At 43.7% G+C, this 20,263-nt stretch carries 18 protein-coding genes; 6 read left to right on the plus strand and 12 right to left on the minus strand.

The window, feature by feature from the left end:
* Positions 1-167 precede the first annotated feature (167 nt).
* Together AC07M6_RS09640 and AC07M6_RS09645 are read left to right on the plus strand one after the other, a co-directional pair.
* Positions 168-1,523: a sigma-54-dependent transcriptional regulator gene (locus AC07M6_RS09640; protein ID WP_494888831.1), complete on the plus strand. Its 1,356-nt coding sequence runs from the start codon at positions 168-170 to the stop codon at positions 1,521-1,523.
* Complete coding sequence (locus tag AC07M6_RS09645; protein ID WP_494888833.1) at positions 1,513-2,862, plus strand: sensor histidine kinase; 1,350 nt, start codon at positions 1,513-1,515, stop codon at positions 2,860-2,862. Before AC07M6_RS09640 ends, AC07M6_RS09645 begins: the two co-directional genes overlap by 11 nt.
* Positions 2,863-2,871: 9 nt before the next feature.
* Here AC07M6_RS09645 and AC07M6_RS09650 read toward each other — a convergent pair whose 3' ends face one another.
* The 7 genes from AC07M6_RS09650 to AC07M6_RS09680 all read right to left on the minus strand — a co-directional run bounded on the left by AC07M6_RS09650 (position 2,872) and on the right by AC07M6_RS09680 (position 10,697).
* Positions 2,872-3,366 (minus strand): hypothetical protein, encoded by a 495-nt coding sequence (locus tag AC07M6_RS09650; protein WP_494888835.1) that lies wholly within the window; start codon positions 3,364-3,366, stop codon positions 2,872-2,874.
* 367 nt (positions 3,367-3,733) lie between these two features.
* Positions 3,734-5,077 carry an RIP metalloprotease RseP gene (gene rseP / locus AC07M6_RS09655; RefSeq protein WP_494888837.1) on the minus strand — a complete coding sequence of 448 codons (1,344 nt, stop codon included), beginning with the start codon at positions 5,075-5,077 and terminating at the stop codon, positions 3,734-3,736.
* A gap of 3 nt (positions 5,078-5,080) precedes the next feature.
* Positions 5,081-6,268, minus strand: a complete 1,188-nt coding sequence (locus AC07M6_RS09660) for a 1-deoxy-D-xylulose-5-phosphate reductoisomerase (protein WP_494889369.1) — start codon at positions 6,266-6,268, stop codon at positions 5,081-5,083.
* Positions 6,269-6,428: 160 nt separating this feature from the next.
* The gene (locus AC07M6_RS09665) at positions 6,429-7,928 is read right to left on the minus strand and encodes a GH3 auxin-responsive promoter family protein (RefSeq protein WP_494888839.1); all 1,500 of its coding nucleotides are present in this window, start codon (positions 7,926-7,928) and stop codon (positions 6,429-6,431) included.
* Positions 7,929-7,934: 6 nt separating this feature from the next.
* Positions 7,935-8,648 carry a glycerophosphoryl diester phosphodiesterase membrane domain-containing protein gene (locus AC07M6_RS09670; RefSeq protein WP_494888841.1) on the minus strand — a complete coding sequence of 238 codons (714 nt, stop codon included), beginning with the start codon at positions 8,646-8,648 and terminating at the stop codon, positions 7,935-7,937.
* Between the two features lie 10 nt (positions 8,649-8,658).
* Positions 8,659-9,627, minus strand: a complete 969-nt coding sequence (locus AC07M6_RS09675; RefSeq protein ID WP_494888843.1) for a glycosyltransferase family 2 protein — start codon at positions 9,625-9,627, stop codon at positions 8,659-8,661.
* Between the two features lie 119 nt (positions 9,628-9,746).
* Positions 9,747-10,697 carry a glycosyltransferase family 2 protein gene (locus AC07M6_RS09680; RefSeq protein ID WP_494888845.1) on the minus strand — a complete coding sequence of 317 codons (951 nt, stop codon included), beginning with the start codon at positions 10,695-10,697 and terminating at the stop codon, positions 9,747-9,749.
* A gap of 187 nt (positions 10,698-10,884) precedes the next feature.
* Here AC07M6_RS09680 and AC07M6_RS09685 point away from each other — a divergent pair, with 187 nt between their 5' ends.
* Both AC07M6_RS09685 and AC07M6_RS09690 read left to right on the plus strand, forming a co-directional pair.
* Positions 10,885-11,097 carry a hypothetical protein gene (locus tag AC07M6_RS09685; protein WP_494888847.1) on the plus strand — a complete coding sequence of 71 codons (213 nt, stop codon included), beginning with the start codon at positions 10,885-10,887 and terminating at the stop codon, positions 11,095-11,097.
* Positions 11,098-11,159: 62 nt separating this feature from the next.
* Positions 11,160-11,501 carry a hypothetical protein gene (locus tag AC07M6_RS09690; RefSeq protein ID WP_494888849.1) on the plus strand — a complete coding sequence of 114 codons (342 nt, stop codon included), beginning with the start codon at positions 11,160-11,162 and terminating at the stop codon, positions 11,499-11,501.
* 390 nt (positions 11,502-11,891) lie between these two features.
* On the opposite strand, the gene AC07M6_RS09695 is transcribed toward AC07M6_RS09690, so the two are convergent.
* Entirely contained in the window at positions 11,892-12,245 is a 354-nt protein-coding gene (locus AC07M6_RS09695) for an Ig-like domain-containing protein (RefSeq protein WP_494888851.1), read from the minus strand.
* Between the two features lie 220 nt (positions 12,246-12,465).
* The gene (gene clpB / locus AC07M6_RS09700; RefSeq protein ID WP_494888853.1) at positions 12,466-15,069 is read right to left on the minus strand and encodes an ATP-dependent chaperone ClpB; all 2,604 of its coding nucleotides are present in this window, start codon (positions 15,067-15,069) and stop codon (positions 12,466-12,468) included.
* A gap of 304 nt (positions 15,070-15,373) precedes the next feature.
* On the opposite strand from clpB, the gene AC07M6_RS09705 reads away from it, so the two are divergent.
* Positions 15,374-16,702, plus strand: coding sequence for a sensor histidine kinase (locus tag AC07M6_RS09705; RefSeq protein ID WP_494888854.1), 1,329 nt, complete (start codon positions 15,374-15,376; stop codon positions 16,700-16,702).
* A gap of 4 nt (positions 16,703-16,706) precedes the next feature.
* On the opposite strand, the gene AC07M6_RS09710 is transcribed toward AC07M6_RS09705, so the two are convergent.
* Together AC07M6_RS09710 and AC07M6_RS09715 are read right to left on the minus strand one after the other, a co-directional pair.
* On the minus strand, positions 16,707-17,468 hold the full coding sequence (locus AC07M6_RS09710; protein WP_494888855.1) for a YdcF family protein: 762 nt from the start codon (positions 17,466-17,468) through the stop codon (positions 16,707-16,709).
* 31 nt (positions 17,469-17,499) lie between these two features.
* On the minus strand, positions 17,500-17,700 hold the full coding sequence (locus AC07M6_RS09715) for a YqaE/Pmp3 family membrane protein (protein WP_494888856.1): 201 nt from the start codon (positions 17,698-17,700) through the stop codon (positions 17,500-17,502).
* A 96-nt stretch (positions 17,701-17,796) separates the two neighbouring features.
* Here AC07M6_RS09715 and AC07M6_RS09720 point away from each other — a divergent pair, with 96 nt between their 5' ends.
* Complete coding sequence (locus tag AC07M6_RS09720) at positions 17,797-18,693, plus strand: pirin family protein (protein ID WP_494888858.1); 897 nt, start codon at positions 17,797-17,799, stop codon at positions 18,691-18,693.
* A 548-nt stretch (positions 18,694-19,241) separates the two neighbouring features.
* On the opposite strand, the gene AC07M6_RS09725 is transcribed toward AC07M6_RS09720, so the two are convergent.
* On the minus strand, positions 19,242-20,180 hold the full coding sequence (locus AC07M6_RS09725; protein ID WP_494888859.1) for a PepSY-like domain-containing protein: 939 nt from the start codon (positions 20,178-20,180) through the stop codon (positions 19,242-19,244).
* Positions 20,181-20,263: the final 83 nt, after the last annotated feature.

Consider the following 20,263-nt stretch of genomic DNA (forward strand, 5'->3'; position numbering starts at 1 on the left):
AAGCACACAAAGAAGAAAATCACAAAGAGCACTAAGCCTTAGTTACAATAAGTATTTTTTCTTTGTGAACTTTGTGAAAAAAACTTTGCGCCCTTTGTGGTTAAATTTCCGAACAGCTACTAAACAATTATTTTAATTACATTAACCGCTTCAATATATCGCATAAAATGATACTAAAAAAGGCAACCGTTTTAATTGTTGACGACGACACCGATGTGCTTACCGCGGTAAAGCTATTGCTAAAAACCGAAGCGCAGGAAGTGATCACCGAGAAAAACCCCGAGAACCTGAACTGGTTGCTGCAACGTAACCAGGTTGACCTGGTATTGCTGGACATGAACTTTAACAGCGCCATTAATACCGGCAACGAGGGCATTTACTGGTTACGCAAAATAAAGGAATGGAAGCCCAATGTATGTGTAATTATGATTACCGCTTACGGTGATATTGACCTGGCGGTACGATCGTTAAAGGAAGGCGCCAATGACTTTATTGTAAAGCCGTGGCATAACGAAAAACTGATAGAAACCATTAAGGACCTGCTGGATAAACAGGAAGGTGTTAAAACCGTTAAAACCCCGGCTAAAAGCACAGCGGGATCTACCTCTATTCTGGGCGAGTCGGACTCGATGCAGGATATTTTTCATAAAGTGAATAAGATAGCCCCTACCGATGCCAATATCCTGATACTGGGCGAAAATGGTACCGGTAAGGATTTAATGGCTAAAGCCATCCACGAGCGGTCTATGCGGGCCAATAAGCCTTTTATTAAGGTGGATGTTGGCGCGCTGACCGATAGCTTGTTTGAAAGCGAACTCTTTGGCCATAAAAAAGGGGCCTATACCGATGCGCGTGAAGACCGCCCCGGCCGTTTTGAAGATGCCCATGGCGGCACCTTGTTTTTAGATGAGATAGGCAATATCAGCCTGCAGCAGCAAGCCAAACTGCTTACCGTATTACAAAACAGGCAGGTTACCCGTTTGGGCACCAATAAGCCGATAGATATTGATATCCGCCTGATATGCGCTACCAATATGCCTTTGCAGGAGCTGGCGAACGAAAACAAATTCCGAAAGGATTTGATCTACCGGATTAACACCGTTGAAATAACGATGCCGCCTTTGCGCAAGCGTAATAATGATATTGTACTGCTGGCCCGTCATTTTGCTAAACTGTATGCGGCTAAATATGCCAAACCGACCATGGATTTTGAACCAGCGGCTTTAACTAAGCTAAAGCAATACAATTTCCCCGGCAACGTGCGCGAGTTGCAATACTCCATAGAGCGCGCCGTAATTATGGCCGACGACCATATCCTGAAAACCGACGACCTGATCTTCTCATCGCTGGAAACAGCTATAGAAACCGTTGAGGCAGATAGTAACGTTCCGCTGAGCGCCATGGAAAAAAGCGCTATATTACGTGTAATTGAAAAGCATAATGGCAACATCACCCGTGCCGCCAAAGAACTTGGCCTAACCCGCACCGCCCTATACCGCAGATTAAGCAAATATGATATATAAACAATACGAATGGCGCTTTGTACTGCGTGTACTAATGCTGTTTATCACCATAACTGCTGCTGCTTTTATTATTGTTAAAGGGTTTTTTATTTACCTGGTGTTTGTGCTGCCGGTTATTGTTTATCAAATGATTGAACTGATCCGCTTTCAGAAAAAGGCGCAGGACGAGGTTAATCAGTTTGTAGAGTCGATCCATTACCGGGATTTTTCGCGCCATTTTGATGAGCGCCGGGCACCTAACGAACTGAAACCTTTACGTAAAGGCTTTAACGAGATCAACAGTACCTTTAAATTGATCAGCCGCGAGCGCGAAACGCAGTACCATTATCTGCAAAAAGTATTGGAACTGGTGGATACAGGCATTGTATCCTACGACGCGGAAACCGGTGAAACGGGCTGGATCAATGAAGCATTTAAAAACCTGCTGAGCATCCCCTACCTTAAAACCATCCACTCGTTAGAGAAACGGGAGCCGGCGCTTTACCACGATGTGATCAACATTAAACCGGGCGATAGCAAAGTGGTATCGCTAACCCGCAACCAGCAGTTGATTAAAGTTTTGGTAACCGCCAGTGTTTTGCGCAGCGACAACCGGCTATATAAATTACTGGCCTTCCAGAATGTGAGCGAAGCCCTGGACGAAACCGAATCTAAAGCCTGGCAAAAACTGCTGAACGTAATGACGCACGAGATCATGAACTCGGTTGCGCCTATTTCGTCCTTAGCGGATACTTTGAAGAACAGGCTGAAAAGCCCGGAGATTGCCAATAGCCCGGTCAGCAGTCAGCTGGAAGACCTGGAATTGGGTATTGATACCATTAAGCGCCGCAGCGAGGGATTATTAAAGTTTACCGAAAGCTACCGCAACCTGAATAAGATCACCAAGCTGGACCTGAAAAAAGTGCTGGTACGCGACCTGTTCGAAAACCTAAGCAACCTGATGCAACCTACGCTGGAGAAAAAACACATCGAACTGGAGATCATTCTGCGCGACCCTACTCTGGCTATTGAGGCGGATATTAACCTGGTTGAACAAGTATTGATCAACCTGCTGGTGAACGGTATCGAGGCCGTAAAAGACCGCGAATCTCCACGTATCGTACTATCGGCAGAATTACAGGCTAATCATAAAACTATAGTAAAAATATCAGATAACGGCGTAGGTATGCCACCCGAACTTTTGGATAAGATCTTTATCCCGTTTTTTAGTACCCGCAAAACAGGGAGCGGTATTGGGCTAAGCTTATGTAAACAGATTATGCTGCTGCATAAAGGCAATATCCAGGTACAATCTTCAGAAGGTATGGGCTCGGCATTTTTACTACAGTTTGTGCCTTAATTTGGCTTATTACTTCCCTATGTAAGGTTTGTACTGTACCGAGTAGCCTGCCGCCTCATCTGTTAGCTGACGGCCTGTTTTGGTATCTGTTTTTAAAGGTTTTTGCAGCAGTTTATTGCCTGCCAGTTTATATTTTACCCTGATGCTATCAGTTATACCTTCCTGCTTAAATGTCCATAAGGCGTTAATGGTATCGCCTTTTTGGGTACCGGTAAGGATGCCTTTACGCCCGTCTTTTTGATAAGGCGTCCAAATCATTTCGCCGGTAACTGTACTGCCTTTTATAGAAAGCTCTATAGTAGTGCTGTCCCGGTTTTTAGCGCCCTCCGTGCGCATAAAACATAAGGAAGTAATGGTGGGCGTATGATTGGTTTGTTGTGTTGATGCCGATTTGGCCAGGGTATCCCCGGCTATAATGGTATCGGTGCCGGCTGTTTTGCCTGATGGCGACGAGCAGGACACGATAGTTAACGCTGCGATAGATAGGATTACGATCATTCTCATGCGGTTAGAACGTTTATTAATCCGAATAGTTTGCAGTTTAACCTGATTGAATAATAAGCGGCAGCGATATATTATTTTGCCCCCGAATTTGTTTCGGGATCCCACAGGCTACGTAGCGGATACTACGGTTCTTTGCATGTGCTGGCTGAAACAAGTTACCCATGTGAGATTTAGCGCAGGGGTGTCATGGTGAGCCCGTCGAACCATGGTGGGCAGGCCTAAGCACACACCCTTCGACGGGCTCAGGGTGACAGCCCTCCCACCTTGTAACTCCACCTTCAAAATCCCACTGAGATTTGATAACTCAAATTTTTAAACAACAAAAGCCGCGATAAGCGGCTTTTGTTGTTTAAAATATCAGGTGATCTTATTTCTTGATCAGCCTTGTAATATCATTACCAAATACAAACACCATCAGACTGATCAGGATTACGAAGCCTACCAATTGGGCACGCTCCAAAAACTTATCGCTCAGCGGCTTGCCCTTTATCATTTCAATAATCAGGAACAGGGCGTGGCCGCCGTCCAGCGCGGGGATGGGCAACAGGTTCATTAACGCTAATGCCATACTTAGTAAACCTACCAGGCTCCAAAATTTTATCCAGTCTACACTACCGCCAAACATTTTGGCCATAGCAACCGGGCCGCTTACGGCTTTATTGAATTTAATTTCACCTTTAAAAACCTTGCTCAGCCCCTTGGCATTGTCAGAGAACATACCCCAGGCCCTTGAAGCGCCGACAGGCAATGCACTTATAAAACCATAGCTTTCGGTTTTTGAAAGCGGCTCATCGGGTTTAATGGAGATACCTATGCTACCATCTTTAAAACCAAGTTTGCCGTCTTTATTTATATCGGTAGGCAACTGCAGGATATTGCCGTTACGTTTTACAGTAAGGTTGGCTCGCTGGTTTTTATATTTCAGCAACTCATTCTGAAACTCGTCAAAAAACTGAACAGGTACATTGTTTACGGCCTTAATACTATCGCCTTTTACTAAACCGGCTAATTGCGCGTTACTACCTTTCAATACCGAATCGATCATGAATTTGGTACGCGGCGAAACAAATTCGCCAATACCATAATCCGAAATATCGTTTAAAATATTGCCGGGTACAGTTATCGGCATTTCCTGCCCGTTACGCACCACCGTAAGGTGGGTGTTGCCTAACAATACTTTAGAACTGATCAGTTCTTCAAAATGCTCAATCTTTTTCCCGTTTACGGCAATGATCTTATCGCCGGCTTTCAGGCCAATACGTGTACCTATTTTTCCGGGTACAATGCCATATTTTATATTTCCGTTAGGCACATAGGTTTCGCCGTAGCGCAGGGTCAGCATCCAAAAAATAAAGACGCCCAAAACTATGTTTACAAAAATACCACCCAGCATTACTATTAAACGCTGCCAGGCGGGTTTAGAGCGAAACTCCCAGGGTTGCGGCGGACCGGCTAATTGCTCGGTGTCCATAGATTCATCTATCATACCGGCAATTTTAACATAACCACCTAAAGGCAGCCAGCCAATACCATACTCAACCCCTTTGTAATTAAACTTAACCAAACTAAAATTCCAGGCATCAAAAAACAGATAGAATTTTTCTACTTTGATCCCGAACGCCCTCGCCGCCAAAAAATGTCCCGCTTCGTGCAGGATCACTAAAATTGAAAGGCCCAGCAATAACTGGCCCACCATAATCACTATACTCATTCTCTATTTTATAATCAAATTGTTAATGCCATTAGGGGCATTTGTATTTATTAAACTTTGTGCTAATATGCGTGTTTCTTTGTCAGTATTCAAATAATCCTCTACACCCGGGTTTTCTTTAAATTCAATATCGGCCATACATTGTTCAATTATATCGCTCATGGCTAAAAACCTTAATTCATCCTTCAAAAATCCGGCCACAGCAATTTCATTGGCAGCATTAATAATGCATGGCATATTTCCGCCCTTCTCCAAAGCATCAAACGCTAAAGCAAGATTACGAAAATTCTTGATATCCGGTTTTTCAAAACTCAAGTTAGGGTAATCGGTAAAATTAAAACGCTTAAAATTATTGCTTACGCGATGCGGATAGGTTAAGGCGTACTGGATAGGCAACTTCATATCAGGCAAACCCATCTGGGCTTTGATCGATCCATCCCTGAATTGCACCATTGAATGTATAATAGACTGTGGATGAACGATTACATCAATTTGATTAACATTTAAGTTAAACAACCATTTAGCTTCAATCACCTCCAGGCCTTTGTTCATTAATGATGCCGAATCGATAGTGATTTTAGCGCCCATTACCCAGTTGGGGTGTTTTAAAGCAGCCTCGCGGGTAACGCCGGCCAAAAAATCAAGCCCTTTACCACGGAATGGACCTCCCGACGCTGTAAGGATGATTTTCTCTATCTCGTTATGCTCCTCGCCTGCCAGGCACTGGAAAATAGCAGAATGCTCCGAGTCGACAGGCAGTATTTTTACGTTATGCTGTTTGGCTAATTGTGTGATCAGTTCTCCTGCTACAACCAATGTTTCCTTGTTGGCCAAAGCAATATCCTTACCTGCCTTTATGGCGGCTATAGTAGGCTCCAGTCCCGAAAAACCAACCATAGCGGTCAGTACGATATTAATATGCTTTTCGGTTACAACCTCGCAAATAGCCTGATGCCCATAAAGCACTTTTACGGCGGTATGGGCCAGCGCCTGTTTTACCAGCGGATATTTTTGCTCGTCGCAGATAATGGCATAAGCCGGTTTAAATTTAAGCGATTGGGCAATCAGCAGATCGGCATTGGTTTGGGCGGTTAACACATAGGCATGGAATAGCTCAGGGTTTTCACCTATCACTTCCAGGGTTTGTGTACCAATGCTCCCGGTTGAGCCTAAAACTGCTATATTTTTAATCAATGTATTTTCTTATTCTTTATAAAGTTTGTCATTTCGACCGTAGGGAGAAATCTTATACCTGGTGATTAGTCGCACGTATAAGATTTCTCTTTCGCGCTCCCGCTCACTCCCTTCCTATGCTCTATCGAAATGACATTGTGTTTTACAAACTCCCCATTCAGGGGGCCGGGGGGCTTAACGCCTCCACTATCTTCCTGTCATTAGCCAACCTTGGCACTTTATTTTGCCCGCCAAGTTTACCCTGCGTGCGCATATAATTGATAAAGGTATCCTTTTTTAAGCTTTTGACAATCAATGGTTGTAATATGTTACCTTCAATCAGGTCAAAATAGTAGATATTTTTTTGTTGAAGGGCCTTATCTACTTTTTGAGCAAATGCCGGCAGATCTTTAGGTTCGGTGCCAAACTCTATAAACCACTCGTGGTAAGGTAGTTGCCCTGCCGGTGGATTAACTTGCGGGGCTACGGTAAATTCTACTACATCAATACCCTCTTCTTTGGCTACCCCCATCAGCGCCTGTTCTACCTCCTCGCCTATCACATGTTCGCCAAAAGCCGAGATATAATGTTTGATGCGACCGGTCACCAATATGCGGTATGGGTTTTTTGATACAAATTTAACAGTATCGCCCAGGCTGTAACCCCAAAGGCCTGCATTGGTATTCAATATCAAGGCGTAGTTTTTATTCAGTTCCACATCCTGCAGGTTAATACGGGTTGGATTCTCATTAAAAAATTCATCAGCCGGGATAAACTCATAAAACATGCCTGCATCGCAAAGCAATAACAGGCTTTTATCCTTTTGCGAATCCTGGAAAGCAATAAAACCTTCGGATGCCGGGTAGGTTTCAATCGTATCTATCGCAAAGCCGATGCTCTCCTCTATCCGGGCACGGTAAGGTTCGTAATTAACACCGCCGTATACAAACAGCTTAAAATTAGGAAAAATGTCTTTGATCTTTTTCCCGCCCGCTTTCGCGGATAACCGGTCGAAGTACATCTGGCACCAAGGGGGGATACCGCTGATGAGGCGCATATCCTCGTTTATCGTCTCGTCAACAATGGCATCAACTTTCTGCTCCCAGTCTTCTATGCAATTGGTTTCATAAGCAGGCAGGCGGTTTTTTTGCAGGTAAGCAGGCACATGGTGGGCCACAATGCCCGATAAGCGCCCGGTTGATACACCTGCCTTTTCGGATAATACGGGGCTGCCTTGCAGAAAAATGAGCTTGCCATCAACAAAGTCGGATTTACCGGTCTCGTGGATGTAATTCAGCAAAGCATTGCGGGCGGCTTTAATATGCTCGGGCATACTTTCCTTGCTCAGGGGGATATATTTTACACCGGATGTGGTACCGGATGTTTTAGCCAGGTATTGGGGTTTGCCGGGCCAAAGCACACCGGGTTCGCCTTGAGTGATACGGTCGATATAGGGGCGCAGGTCTTCGTAATCGCGGATGGGGACTTGCTTTTTAAAGTCATCATACGATTTGATCTTATCGAACCGATGATCACGGCCAAAAGCTGTATTTTTAGCCTTTTGGATCAGCTCCTCAAGTATTTCGCCTTGGTAATGTACTGCATTTTTACGGAGGCTATTGATTTCCAAACTCACTACCGCGGCAAATACCCTACTCAATATCCCTTTTAGCCCCATGCCTATTTAGTTGGTTTCGGCAATATCATCATCCACATCAAGATGGCTGTACACCAGCTTGCGGTAGGTAACCACCAATATAATATTTACCAGCGGATAAGTAATAATAATGCCGATGAACAAAGCTATAAAACCTAACGCAATTAACCCGATGCTGATGAGCAGTATCAGTATAATTTTAGTGAGGTTACCTTTGGTGATAGCGAAACTTTGTTTGAGCGACTCGAACGGGCCCGAATCGTCATCTACAATAAAGCATACGCAAAACATATAACGCAGGGCCAGATACAGCAAAACTAAAACGCCAAGAAACTTTACCGCATTTTGCGTGGCCGGGTACTCCTCTAAATTGTCTATCACAAAAACGTTGAATGTGGTAACAATAAACGCAAATATTAAACTGATGGTGATATAGCTTAATACCATACGCATGCTGGGTATTATCTGCGAGAACTCAAACTCATAGAACTCGCTGTCTATCAGTGTAAATATAAGTTTATATAAACCCAGCGTGGTATACCCCTGCATGATTAGCAACAGGAAGAACAGGATGATCTGTATAGTAAAATCAGAAGTGGATCTGAATATAAAATTCACCATCTGTATCACTATCAAAGCTACTACCGCTATTGCAGAGTAGATAATGATGGTGACAAAATTCTTTTTAATAATGTTCCACGCAGCTTTTATAGTTTCTGCAATGGAAAACGGATGGTACATATATGTTTATTTATTGTTGTTTTAGTATTATCCGCTTCCAAAAATCCTGCATAAAACCAAGGCCATAAGCAGTAAGCTGAATAAACGCGGCAATAATGCTCAAAAATGCAACTTTTACCGATTTATTTTTACTTAAAGAATGAAAAAATATTAACAATATGATAACAGCTAATATAAAATTGGCAAGCAGACTTACAGGCCAGTTAAATATGTTAGCAAAAATTGTAAATAATAAACCCAGCGTAAATATTGCCGGAAAAAAATGCACGGCTTTTAATCCCCCCGGGAAGAATTTATAGACGTTGATACGCGCCCGCCCAAAAAAATGCAGTTGCTTATAAAACTGTAAAAAGCTGGTGCGGCGCTTATGGTAAACCTTGGCTTCGGGTATCAGCCCTATTTTAAAACCCATGCTGTGGATACGGATGCTGAACTCGATATCCTCGCCTAAACGGGTAATAATAAACCCGCCCGATGCTTCCCATACCCTACGCGAGATCCCCATGTTAAAGCTGCGGGGATGAAACTGCCCTATCCCCTTTTTATTGCCACGGATACCGCCGGTAGTAAAAGGCGAAGTCATGGAATAGCTGATGGCCTTTTGTATCGCCGTGAATGAGGGGTGCGCATCGTCCGGGCCGCCGTAGGCATCCAGGTGATTGGCGGCAAGGCTTTCTGCTACTATCTCCAGGTAATCAGGCGGGATCAGGCAATCCGAATCGAAGATGACAAAGTAATCGCCAATAGCCCGCTCAAAGCCAAAATTGCGGCTAAAGCCCTGGCCCGAATTGGGTTTTACAAAGTATTTGATATCCAGTTTATCGGCATAACTCTCTACAATATCCTTTGCATCATTAACCGAACCATCCTCTATCACCAAAACCTCAAACCGGGTATAGGTTTGTTTGGTAAGGGTATACAGCAGTTCTTTGATCTCCTGCGGGCGGTTATATAAGGGGATGATGATGGAGAAAAACATTTATGAGATTTGAGACATGAGATTTGAGATGTGAGATGCTTTGACGGAATATGAGAAGCAGAAACAAAATGCATGGGGTTCTATCTCAAATCTCATATCTAAAATCTCACATCTAAGAATTAAATAACTTCCTCTATCTGGTATTTATTGCGTTCGTGGGCACTGCGAGAAACTAATTCTGCCACAAAACCAGTTAGGAACAATTGCGAACCTAATATAATGGCCACTATAGCCACGTAAAATAAGGGGTTATCTGTAGGTTGCCTTGCCTTTATGTTGTGCGATAAATTGTAAAGCTTTTCTGCCATAAGCCAAATGGCTGTTACAAAACCGGTAAAAAAGCTTAAAGTGCCCATTGCTCCAAAAAAGTGCATGGGGCGTTTGCCAAATTTGCCTACAAAAAATATCGAGAGCAGATCAAGAAAACCGTTTACAAAACGGGCCATGCCAAATTTGGTTTTACCGTATTTGCGCGGGCGATGCTCCACCACCTGTTCGCCTATTTTAACAAAGCCGGCCCATTTAGCTAACACGGGGATATAGCGGTGCATTTCGCCATATACCTCTATGTTTTTCACCACAGCGCTGCGATAGGCCTTCAGTCCGCAGTTAAAATCGTGCAGGTTGGGGATACCGCTCATTTTGCGGGTGGCGGCGTTAAACAGCTTGGTTGGTATGGTTTTGCTCAGCGGATCGTAACGTTTGGCTTTCCAGCCTGATATCAGGTCGTACTTGTCTTCAACAATACGCCGGTAAAGGTTAGGGATCTCGTCGGGGCTGTCCTGCAGGTCGGCGTCCATCGTAATGATGATATTGCCCTTAGCCGCTTCGAAACCTGTATTCAGCGCGGCCGATTTACCATAATTACGGCGAAATTTGATGCCCCTGATAAATGGATTGTTCTCTTTAAGTTTAAGGATCATGTCCCATGATCCATCGGTACTGCCATCGTCTACCAGTATCACTTCGTAAGTGAAACGGTTCTCGTCCATCACACGTGCTATCCACGAGGTTAGCTCGGGCAACGATTCTACTTCATCATATAAAGGTATTACAACTGATATATCCATGGAGACGGGTCAAACAGAGTGGCGCTTTAATAGCCTTCTGCCGCGCAAAAATATAAAAAAGCTGGTATATTATATCAGCCTATCGTTTGCCTGTATAAGTAAATATTTAACAAATCCATCATGTAAAAATAAACCTACAAATTAATGGGCCATGCTTTTAATGTTATTTTTACAGTTTATGAAAGGCATGTTAACTGCATCTCTGCTATGGCAGAATATGAATATGGGATTTTTGGGAGCTAATAAACAGCGCATCACTACATCGGGCGGTAACTTTTATACCACAACCAACTATATATCCGAAACGGACGTGTTTTTAATTAACCTTACTTTTAACCTCAATAGGTTTACCAGCAAGCTAAAACTACCCAATAGCGAGATAGGCGATAAAGAATTTTAATTGTTTTTTTGAAAGGTGATTTTAGTCATTGTAAGATGGGATGTATGCCTTACATTTGAATAATGAAATTTGTATCTGTTTTATTAATGGGCACCATCCTTTTCCTGTCGCTATTTGCAGGGATGGCTAAGCCCGTTGTTAAAACAAGTGAAAAGATGTGCTGCAAACGCATGACCGACCGCTCTGCCTGCAAACGTAATAAACCACCAGGCGGTGATAATGATTGTAATAAAACCGGGTGCAATATGATGCTGACGTGCAGTATCTGCGGTTTTCTTGCGGTTGCCCCATTAACTATTGATCCCGTATCTGCACCTTTTAGTAAGAAACCAGTTTCTCTCTATAAAATTGGCGATTTGTCCACCTACTCTTCATCCTACTGGAAGCCGCCAAAAGTGTGTTAAATAAACCGAAACACCTAAACCACCTGTTTTATTTAACATACGAAAATTTTAAACATACGAAATGAAAAAATTAAGTTTAAGTATGCTTGCAATATTATTTGCAGCTACTACAATAATGGCTAATGATAAGGCACCTGTAAAAAAGACTAAAGTTAAACAGGCAAATTGTACAAGTTGCAGTAAGGATAAATGCACTAAAAAGGCCGACTGTCCTAAACCTACGGATTGTCCTTGTAAATAATTAATTAGTAATAGAAAGCCCCTTACTTTTAGTGAGGGGCTTTTTTATTGAAAAAAAATAGAAAAAATAGAACCTTTTAAAAACACCCTACGTAAAAGGAAATTACTAACATTAAAACAAAACTGGAAACAATGGGGAAAAGAGGATTATTACTGAACGATCACCAGGCATTTACCGGTGGTTGCGCTGTTTTTATCCTTAATGGTAACCCAGGCAGTTCCGGATTTCTTTGCAGTTATCCAGCCATTAGATGATACAGAAACAACACTATTATCAGATGAAGCCCATTCAACAGCAATTGTGCTGAATACGGATGGAGTAAACACTGGGCTTAATTGCATACCAATGGTGTTGGTAGGCGTAGGTGCTGGGGTAGTAAATGCTACAGTTAAGGTTTCAGGCTTAAATTCGATAGCCTGCAAGACTACTTGTGCCCCGCTTTTAACACAGCCGGACGCGAAAATAAAGCTAAAAATGATAAATAGATAAAGTATCTTTTTCACTTTGTAATAACATAGGTATATTAGGGTTCAATATTAAGGTATATATTTTAATATTTAAAGATTTATTTATTAACATTTTCATGTTAATGTGGAGATATTATGATTATTCTTTAAAGTTTTAAAGTTATCATTTATAGATATTTAAATACAAAAAGAGAGTGTTTTTGACACTCTCTTTTAATTTATATTAATTATTAAGCAACGCTTAAAATCATAATTATTATTTTTTGCTGTCTTCGTTCAAAAATACGAACTGGTTATCAAACATATCCAGCTTGATTTTGGCGTCTTTATCAATTTTTCCGGATAAAATTTGTTTGGATAGTTCGTTCAATATCCGTTTTTGGATCACACGCTTTAAAGGCCTTGCGCCAAATTGCGGGTCGTAACCTAACTGGGCCAGCCAGTCAAGCGCCTCGTCAGATGCCTCAATGCTGATACCCATATCTGCCAGGGTATGCTGCACCTGTTTAAATTGCAGTTTAACAATATCGCTGATCTCGTCGCGGCTTAGCGGGGTAAACATGATCACTTCATCAATCCGGTTCAAAAATTCGGGGCGGATGGTGCTGCGCAGCAGTTCAAACAACTGGTTCTTGGTTTTGGCCATCACTTCTTCCTTATCTTTATCTTCAAAACCCTGGAAGTTTTCCTGGATAATGTTCGATCCGATGTTAGATGTCATGATGATGATGGTATTCTTAAAATTCACCAAACGGCCTTTGTTATCAGTCAGTCGGCCATCATCCAGTACCTGCAATAATATATTAAATACATCCGGGTGCGCTTTTTCAATCTCATCCAATAATATCACGCTGTAAGGTTTGCGGCGCACAGCTTCTGTTAGTTGCCCGCCTTCATCATAACCTACATAGCCCGGAGGCGCGCCTATTAAGCGTGATACGGCATGGCGTTCCTGGTATTCCGACATATCTATCCGCACCAGCGCCTGTTCATCGTTAAACAAAAATTCGGCTAAGGCCTTGGCCAGCTCTGTTTTACCCACACCTGTTGTACCCAGGAATATAAACGAGCCAATGGGCTTCTTTTTATCCTGTAAACCTGCACGGCTGCGGCGTATAGCATCGCTAATGGCTTCAATGGCTTCCTCCTGCCCTGCTACACGTTTGTGCAATTCATCTTCCAGGCTCAGCAGTTTTTCGCGTTCGCTTTGGATCATTTTACTCACCGGGATACCTGTCCAGCGCGAAACCACGCCGGCAATATCATCGGCAGTAACTTCTTCTTTCAGCATGCGGCTGTCTTTTTGGTTCTCCAGCAATACGGCCTTCAGTTTTTCTACTTCCTGTTCGGTTTCTTTAATACGGCCATACTCCAGTTCGGCTACCTTCCCGTAATCGCCGGCACGTTTGGCCTGCTCAGCTTCCAGCTTGTAGTTCTCAATCTGCTCTACTTTTTGGTTAATGCTATCTACCAGGTCCTTTTCGCCTTTCCATTTGGCCCGCAGGGAATCACGCTCGGCAGACAGGTTGGCAATTTCCTCGCCTATCCCTTTTACGCGAGTTGTGTCTTTTTCGCGTTTAATGGCTTCACGCTCAATTTCCAGCTGCATAATGCGGCGCTCCAGTTCGTCTACCACTTCCGGTACCGAATCCATTTCCATACGGAGTTTGGATGCGGCTTCGTCCATCAGGTCAATCGCCTTATCGGGCAAAAACCTGTCGGATATATAGCGTTGCGACATTTCTACCGCGGCAATAATGGCCTCATCTTTTATATGTACTTTGTGATGGGTTTCATAACGCTCCTTTAAACCACGTAAAATAGATATGGCATCGGCGGTATCCGGCTCATCTACCAGCACCATCTGGAAACGGCGTTCCAGCGCTTTATCTTTCTCTAAATATTTTTGATACTCATTTAGCGTAGTGGCGCCAATCGCCCTTAATTCGCCACGGGCCAGGGCTGGTTTTAATATATTAGCGGCATCCATAGCGCCTTCGCCGCCACCGGCGCCTACCAGGGTATGGATCTCATCGATAAACAAAATGATCTCGCCATCGGCCTGGGTAACTTCTTTAATAACGGCTTTCAGGCGTTCTTCAAACTCGCCTTTGTATTTAGCGCCTGCTATCAGCGCGCCCATATCCAGCGAGTAAACGGTTTTGCTTTTCAGGTTTTCGGGCACATCGCCTTTAATAATACGGAAGGCGATACCTTCGGCAATAGCGGTTTTACCCACACCCGGTTCGCCCACCAAAATGGGGTTATTTTTGGTACGGCGGGATAAGATCTGGATCACGCGGCGGATCTCGTCATCGCGCCCTATTACCGGGTCAAGCTTGCCCGATTCGGCATACTCATTTAAATCGCGGGCGTATTTATTCAGCGCGTTATAAGTTGCTTCGGCATTTTGGTCGGTCACCTTATTATCGCCCCGTAAAGCTACGATGGCTTTTTTCAAATCTTTTTCATTCACGCCCATATCTTTAAGGGCGCTGCCGGCTTTATCATTCACCGCTAAAATACCCAGCAGGATATGCTCTACCGAAACAAACTCATCTTTAAACTCCTTTAGGTAGCCCTGCGCTTTTTGCAGGGCGCTGTTGGCGTTAGACGACAGGTACACATTACTGCCGCTCACCTTAGGGAACGACGCTATCTGCTCATCTAGTTGCTCGTTCAACCGGTTGATGTTTACGTTCAGTTTTTTTAATAAATAGGTGATCACGTTTTCATCCACCAGCATTAAACCCTTTAACAGGTGTGCATTCTCAATAGCCTGCTGTTGGTTGCCGGTAGTGATCTCGGAAGCTTTTTGTACGGCTTCCTGCGCTTTTATGGTAAAATTATTGAAATTCATAGTGCTAATTGTTATTCAAAACCCCTGCCAATGAGTGTTGTATGAAAAAAAGTCATGCTAAATCAAATAAGCACGACAGTTTGTCAAGTATTCGATACTGCAATAATAAACCAAACAATCAGCAACACTCCTAATTTAAATCACAAATTAATGTGCTTTTAATCATAAGGCATTATTTGTAACCAACACGGTGTTTATTGTGATTTACATATTTAATGGATAGTTTTATTGTAATATTTTTATTTTGATATAGCTACAGATCAAAGTTTTTATATTTTTGAAACCCAATAGCACTTGACCTCCATTGAATATTTATTTTTTTAAAAATCTGCCCGCTGGTAGCAGTTCCGCATTTCGCAAGCATTACACGCTTCAAAATCTGAAGGCGGTTAAAGTTGCCTGCGGGATATTTTTCGGGCTCAATATTTTCCTCCGGCTGTTTTACACACTGGCACCTAATAGCCTTACCAGGGCTTCCAATTTTCCGGAGTTTAATTACAGTAACCTGGCCTACATCCTGCTTACGCCTATATTTTATTTAATCGGCAGTCAGTTGTTAACCTCCTTTCAAAAGACCAATAAGCCTACGGGTGGAATGGCGGCCTTTGTGATCATATTTTCGGTTTACCTGTTAATTGCAGGCATCCTTTCCAGTTTTATCGGAACGTATGACCTTAATGATAACCTGACATTTTACCTGATAGCCTTAATAATCGTAAGTGTGATCAGTGTGTTTGATTATGAAGACACAATTATGTTAACCATTTTAACAGAACTATTGTTTAGCGTTGTTCTGTTTTGGTGCAAGGCCGATCCTACCGAGGTGATCTATAGTCAGCTGACCTCTATTGTTGTGCTTAGCGGGTTTTATTTTATATCCAGGTACATCTATTCGTACAAGGCCAGTCATTTTATGCAGTTGGCTGAAATTAAACGTAAAAACATAGAAATTGAAAAGGCCAGCGATTTTAAGAATGATGTTTTAGGCATTGTAGCGCACGATTTGCGCAACCCTATTGCCGCCATTCAATCCGTAGCGATGATTATGGAGATGGAAGAACTGGATGAGGAGTTAGCAGATAATTTAAACATGATCAAGGCATCATGCGCCAAGGCACAATCCATAGTGGGCGACCTTTTAGAAGTAGCTAAAAACGAAAATGATAAGCCGTTTGAAACCCGGACGATTGACCTGAGCGAACTGCTTAAAGGCATTATCCATACCTGGAAAAGCACTACCGACATTAAGAATAATATCATTTTAACCGAGCACGATAAAGGCCTGCTGGTAAACCTGAATACCGATAAATTTAACCGTGTACTGGATAACCTGATCAGCAATGCGCTTAAATTTTCTAAAGAACGCGATAACCTGGATATTATATTGGGCAAAGAAAAAAATATGGCCTTACTACAGGTACAGGATCATGGTCTGGGTATCCCCAAGGATATGCTGCCGCATATATTTGAACGTTTTACCAAGGCCGGCCGCAGCGGTTTAAAAGGCGAAGCATCAACCGGCTTAGGTTTGAGCATTGTTAAGCAGATCATTGAAAAGCATGGCGGCACCATTACCGTAGATAGCGAGGAAGGTAAAGGGTCGTGCTTTAGTATTAAGCTACCTCTTGCATAAATCTTTAATCATCCCTGTTCATAAAGTAGTTCACCATATATCCCCACTCCTCTTTGATGGTGCCGTTCCACCAGGTGGTGGCTTCAAAATCCGGAACCATATCTAACCATGAGGGACGGCCCACGCTGCCCGATACAAAGCTGCAGGGATAAGGCTGTACAGCTACCCCGGCATGTTTAAATATCATTAAAGCCCGGCGCATATGCATAGCCGATGTAACCAGCAGATACGGCGGTTTTAAGCCACTTTTCTTCAATAATTCTGCAGAAAACTGGGCGTTCTCCAGCGTATTGCGGGATTTCCCTTCTATCAAAATGGTACTATCGGCAAACTTAAATTGCTTTAACTGCCCCCGGGCCCACTCTCCTTCCGAAAATGATTTAGGATCGAGGTTACCGTTACCCCCACTGATGAGTATGTGCGATGCCTTACCGGTCATTTGCAGGCGCATGCCTTGTATAAATCTGTCCGAAGCGCTGTTAAACCGCCCTTCGGTAGCGCTGGTTTGCGATGTGAACCCGCCCAAAACAATAACGCAACTATAATGGGCGCTATCGGGAAGTACAACGGGCTTATACTCCCAAACGTGGGCATACCAGTTGCATAACCAGGTATTGGAAAATATGAGCAAAAGCATCGTAGCAGCAATTGCGGTCCACTTTCGCAGCCGTTTACGTTTGGTAAACGCGGCTATCAAAAACAATACAAAGATCCAGTAAATGGGATAAATGATGAACAGTAGTATTTTTGACAGCAGGAAATACATAAGGCAAACGGTTTAATGTTGAAGGTAAGCGTTAATAACGGTTACGTTTCATAGCCCGCATTAGTTGCCTGTTGCGCCGGTTCTCGTAAAAATCGCCGGTAACCAGTATGGCGTGAATAACGCCCGGGATCCAGCCGCATAGCGTAAGGATGATATTCAGGATCAGTGTAAACAACCTGCCCGTGCTTAGCACTGCCGCCGGTGGAAATATAATACAAAGGAAATAACGCATATAATAAGGGTTAACCGCACTAAGATACAAATATGCTTCCACAAGCACAGCATCGCGATAATTGAATTATATTGCATCATCCAAACCGGAAAAGCTATGTCGAACATTAACCTTATTATTGAAGAGCGCCCGCGCAACATCGGTAACTTTATGGTTGGCCGCCTGCTCCCTTTCCAGGGGAAACGGATGGTTGGCCCTTTTATTTTTATAGATCATATGGGCCCGGCTGTTTTAAGCGCCGGCCAAAACCTGGATATTCCGCCGCATCCACATATTGGTTTATCAACGCTCACTTATTTATTTGAAGGCAACATTTGCCATAAAGACAGTTTAGGCACCAACATCGAAATTAAACCCGGACAAGTCAACTGGATGACCGCCGGCCGGGGTATTGTACACAGCGAACGTACCCCCGACCGTATCCGCGAAAGCGAAAAAACATTGCATGGCCTGCAAATTTGGGTAGCCCTGCCAAAAGAGCTGGAAGAAATGGAACCCACATTTTTTCATGCTAACGAAGAAGATCTGCCCAAATGGGAACAGGATGGTATTGCTTACACCCTTGTAGCAGGCAGCATTGCCGGTAAAACATCGCCGGTGCCGGTTTACAGTCCGCTTTATTTTTTGGAGCTAAAAACCGCAACCCGGCAAACCGTAAAATTGGGCGCCGAACTTTACGGCGAGGTTGGCCTGTACATACTGGAAGGCAGTATTGAAAGCGAAGGTGCCACTTTTGAACCTAAAGAACTATTGGTAGCCAAAAACAGCGGCCTGTGCGAGTTTACCATGAATGCCGGTACCACCATCTACTTTTTTGGTGGGGATGCATTCCCCGAGGAGCGCTTTATTTACTGGAATTTTGTAGCAACCGATCATAGCCGCATTGATGAAGCCAAAGCCAAATGGGCAGCACAACAATTTGGCACCGTACCCGGCGAAACGGATTTTGTTCCTCTGCCTGCCGAGCATGTTAATTTGAAGCCGCATAAATAACAAACAGTTGTTTTTTTCGGATGTCATGGTGAGTTTTATAATCCCGGCGGAACTTCGAAGGTAAAATGACGTTAAAAAGCCTGTCATTGCGAGCGATAGCGTGGCAATCTCGTAGGCAGGTAAGTTTGCGTTATGATTGGCAATCTACCGCAGCGGTCTATTACTTTTTCCTTGATGAAAAAGTAACAAAAAATCAAGACAGCAAAAATGCTTCCTTTGTCGCACATGGCCTTTGCCCTGCAAAACGGGCAGAACCACAGGGCCGCACCTTGATGCCCCGCTATCGCACCCACAAGCCAGCGCTTCAGCACCAAGCTAATGCCCTTTCCAACCGCACAGGCCACCATTGTTCTGCCCGCTTTCACCCGGAAGCTCCTTTGCTGTCGGGAACAAAAAACAAACACATCGTGGGTAGCCTGTCCAGCCATGGCGCGAGGGCCTGCCACCATCCTTCGACGGGCTCAAGATGACACCCTTTCACAAAAAAAGCCCCGCCTGGAGTTTGGCGGGGCATGCTTAATTATAGTTGATTAAGGGGTATTCTGGGTTTATTTAATGGTTGTGCTCTTCACAAAAGTGCCGGTTGCATCAAACTGAACGGCGTAACGTGTTCCGCTGGCATCTATCAGCACAACGTATTTGGTAATTGCACCACTTACTTTTTCAACAAAGGCTTTATCAAACACGTAACCGGCATAAGTAGTGGTTAAATAGGTACTGATAGCAGCCGGCAGATTGGCCTGCAGCACCGGAGTTTTAATAGGCCGCGGATAAAGCTGGATCCGTTTGCTGAACACCAGTTTTGAAGTGAACGCGGTAGCAAACAAACCCTTATTGGCACTGAAAACAATATAGCTGGTATCTTTTGTTACCACTGCGTGCAGCAAAGTATCGGTACTGTAATTGGCTGTGAAATAGCTTTTAATAGCCGCCGGCAACGCGCTTACGGCAATAGTATCCGGATGCTTGCCATTACGGTTATCAAAGCGGCCGCCTAAATGCCAGCCAACCCCGTCGTGGTCTGGGCGTTCGCGTTGTTCCAATACCTGTACAAACGTGCCGCTGGCATCAAATTTTAAACCCACTGGCTTACTATTATAGTTAACGGCCACCACATAGCCGGTAAGTGTACCTGCTTTATCGGTTACCTTAAATGCTTTTTGGAAGGTATATCCCGAATAATTAGTGGTAAGATAAGTGCTTATGGCCGCGGGTAAAGCGCTAAAAGCAACGGTATCCGGGCGAAGGCCGGCCGGGCAGGCATGCATCAGGTATACCGAATCTTTAGTAGCTGAAGTAGTAGTTGAACTACTGCTGGTGGCCGACGCCGCGATGAGGATATCACCGGTAGCGGTAGCTATGGCAGTTGATGAGGCGCTTTTGGTTGTATCGGTTGAAATGGCATCCGATGTTTTGTTACATGCGCTTAAAATAACAGCAAACAGGGCCGCTGTAATGATAGTGTAGAGTGTAATTAACTTTTTCATCTTCTTTAAATTTTAATTGGAGTATTTAAATCTTGGATGAAAGTAATTACTTACTGTTTATAGCAGTATAATGTATCGGTGAA

This window comes from Mucilaginibacter sp. GW821-FHT07H05, assembly GCF_059418485.1.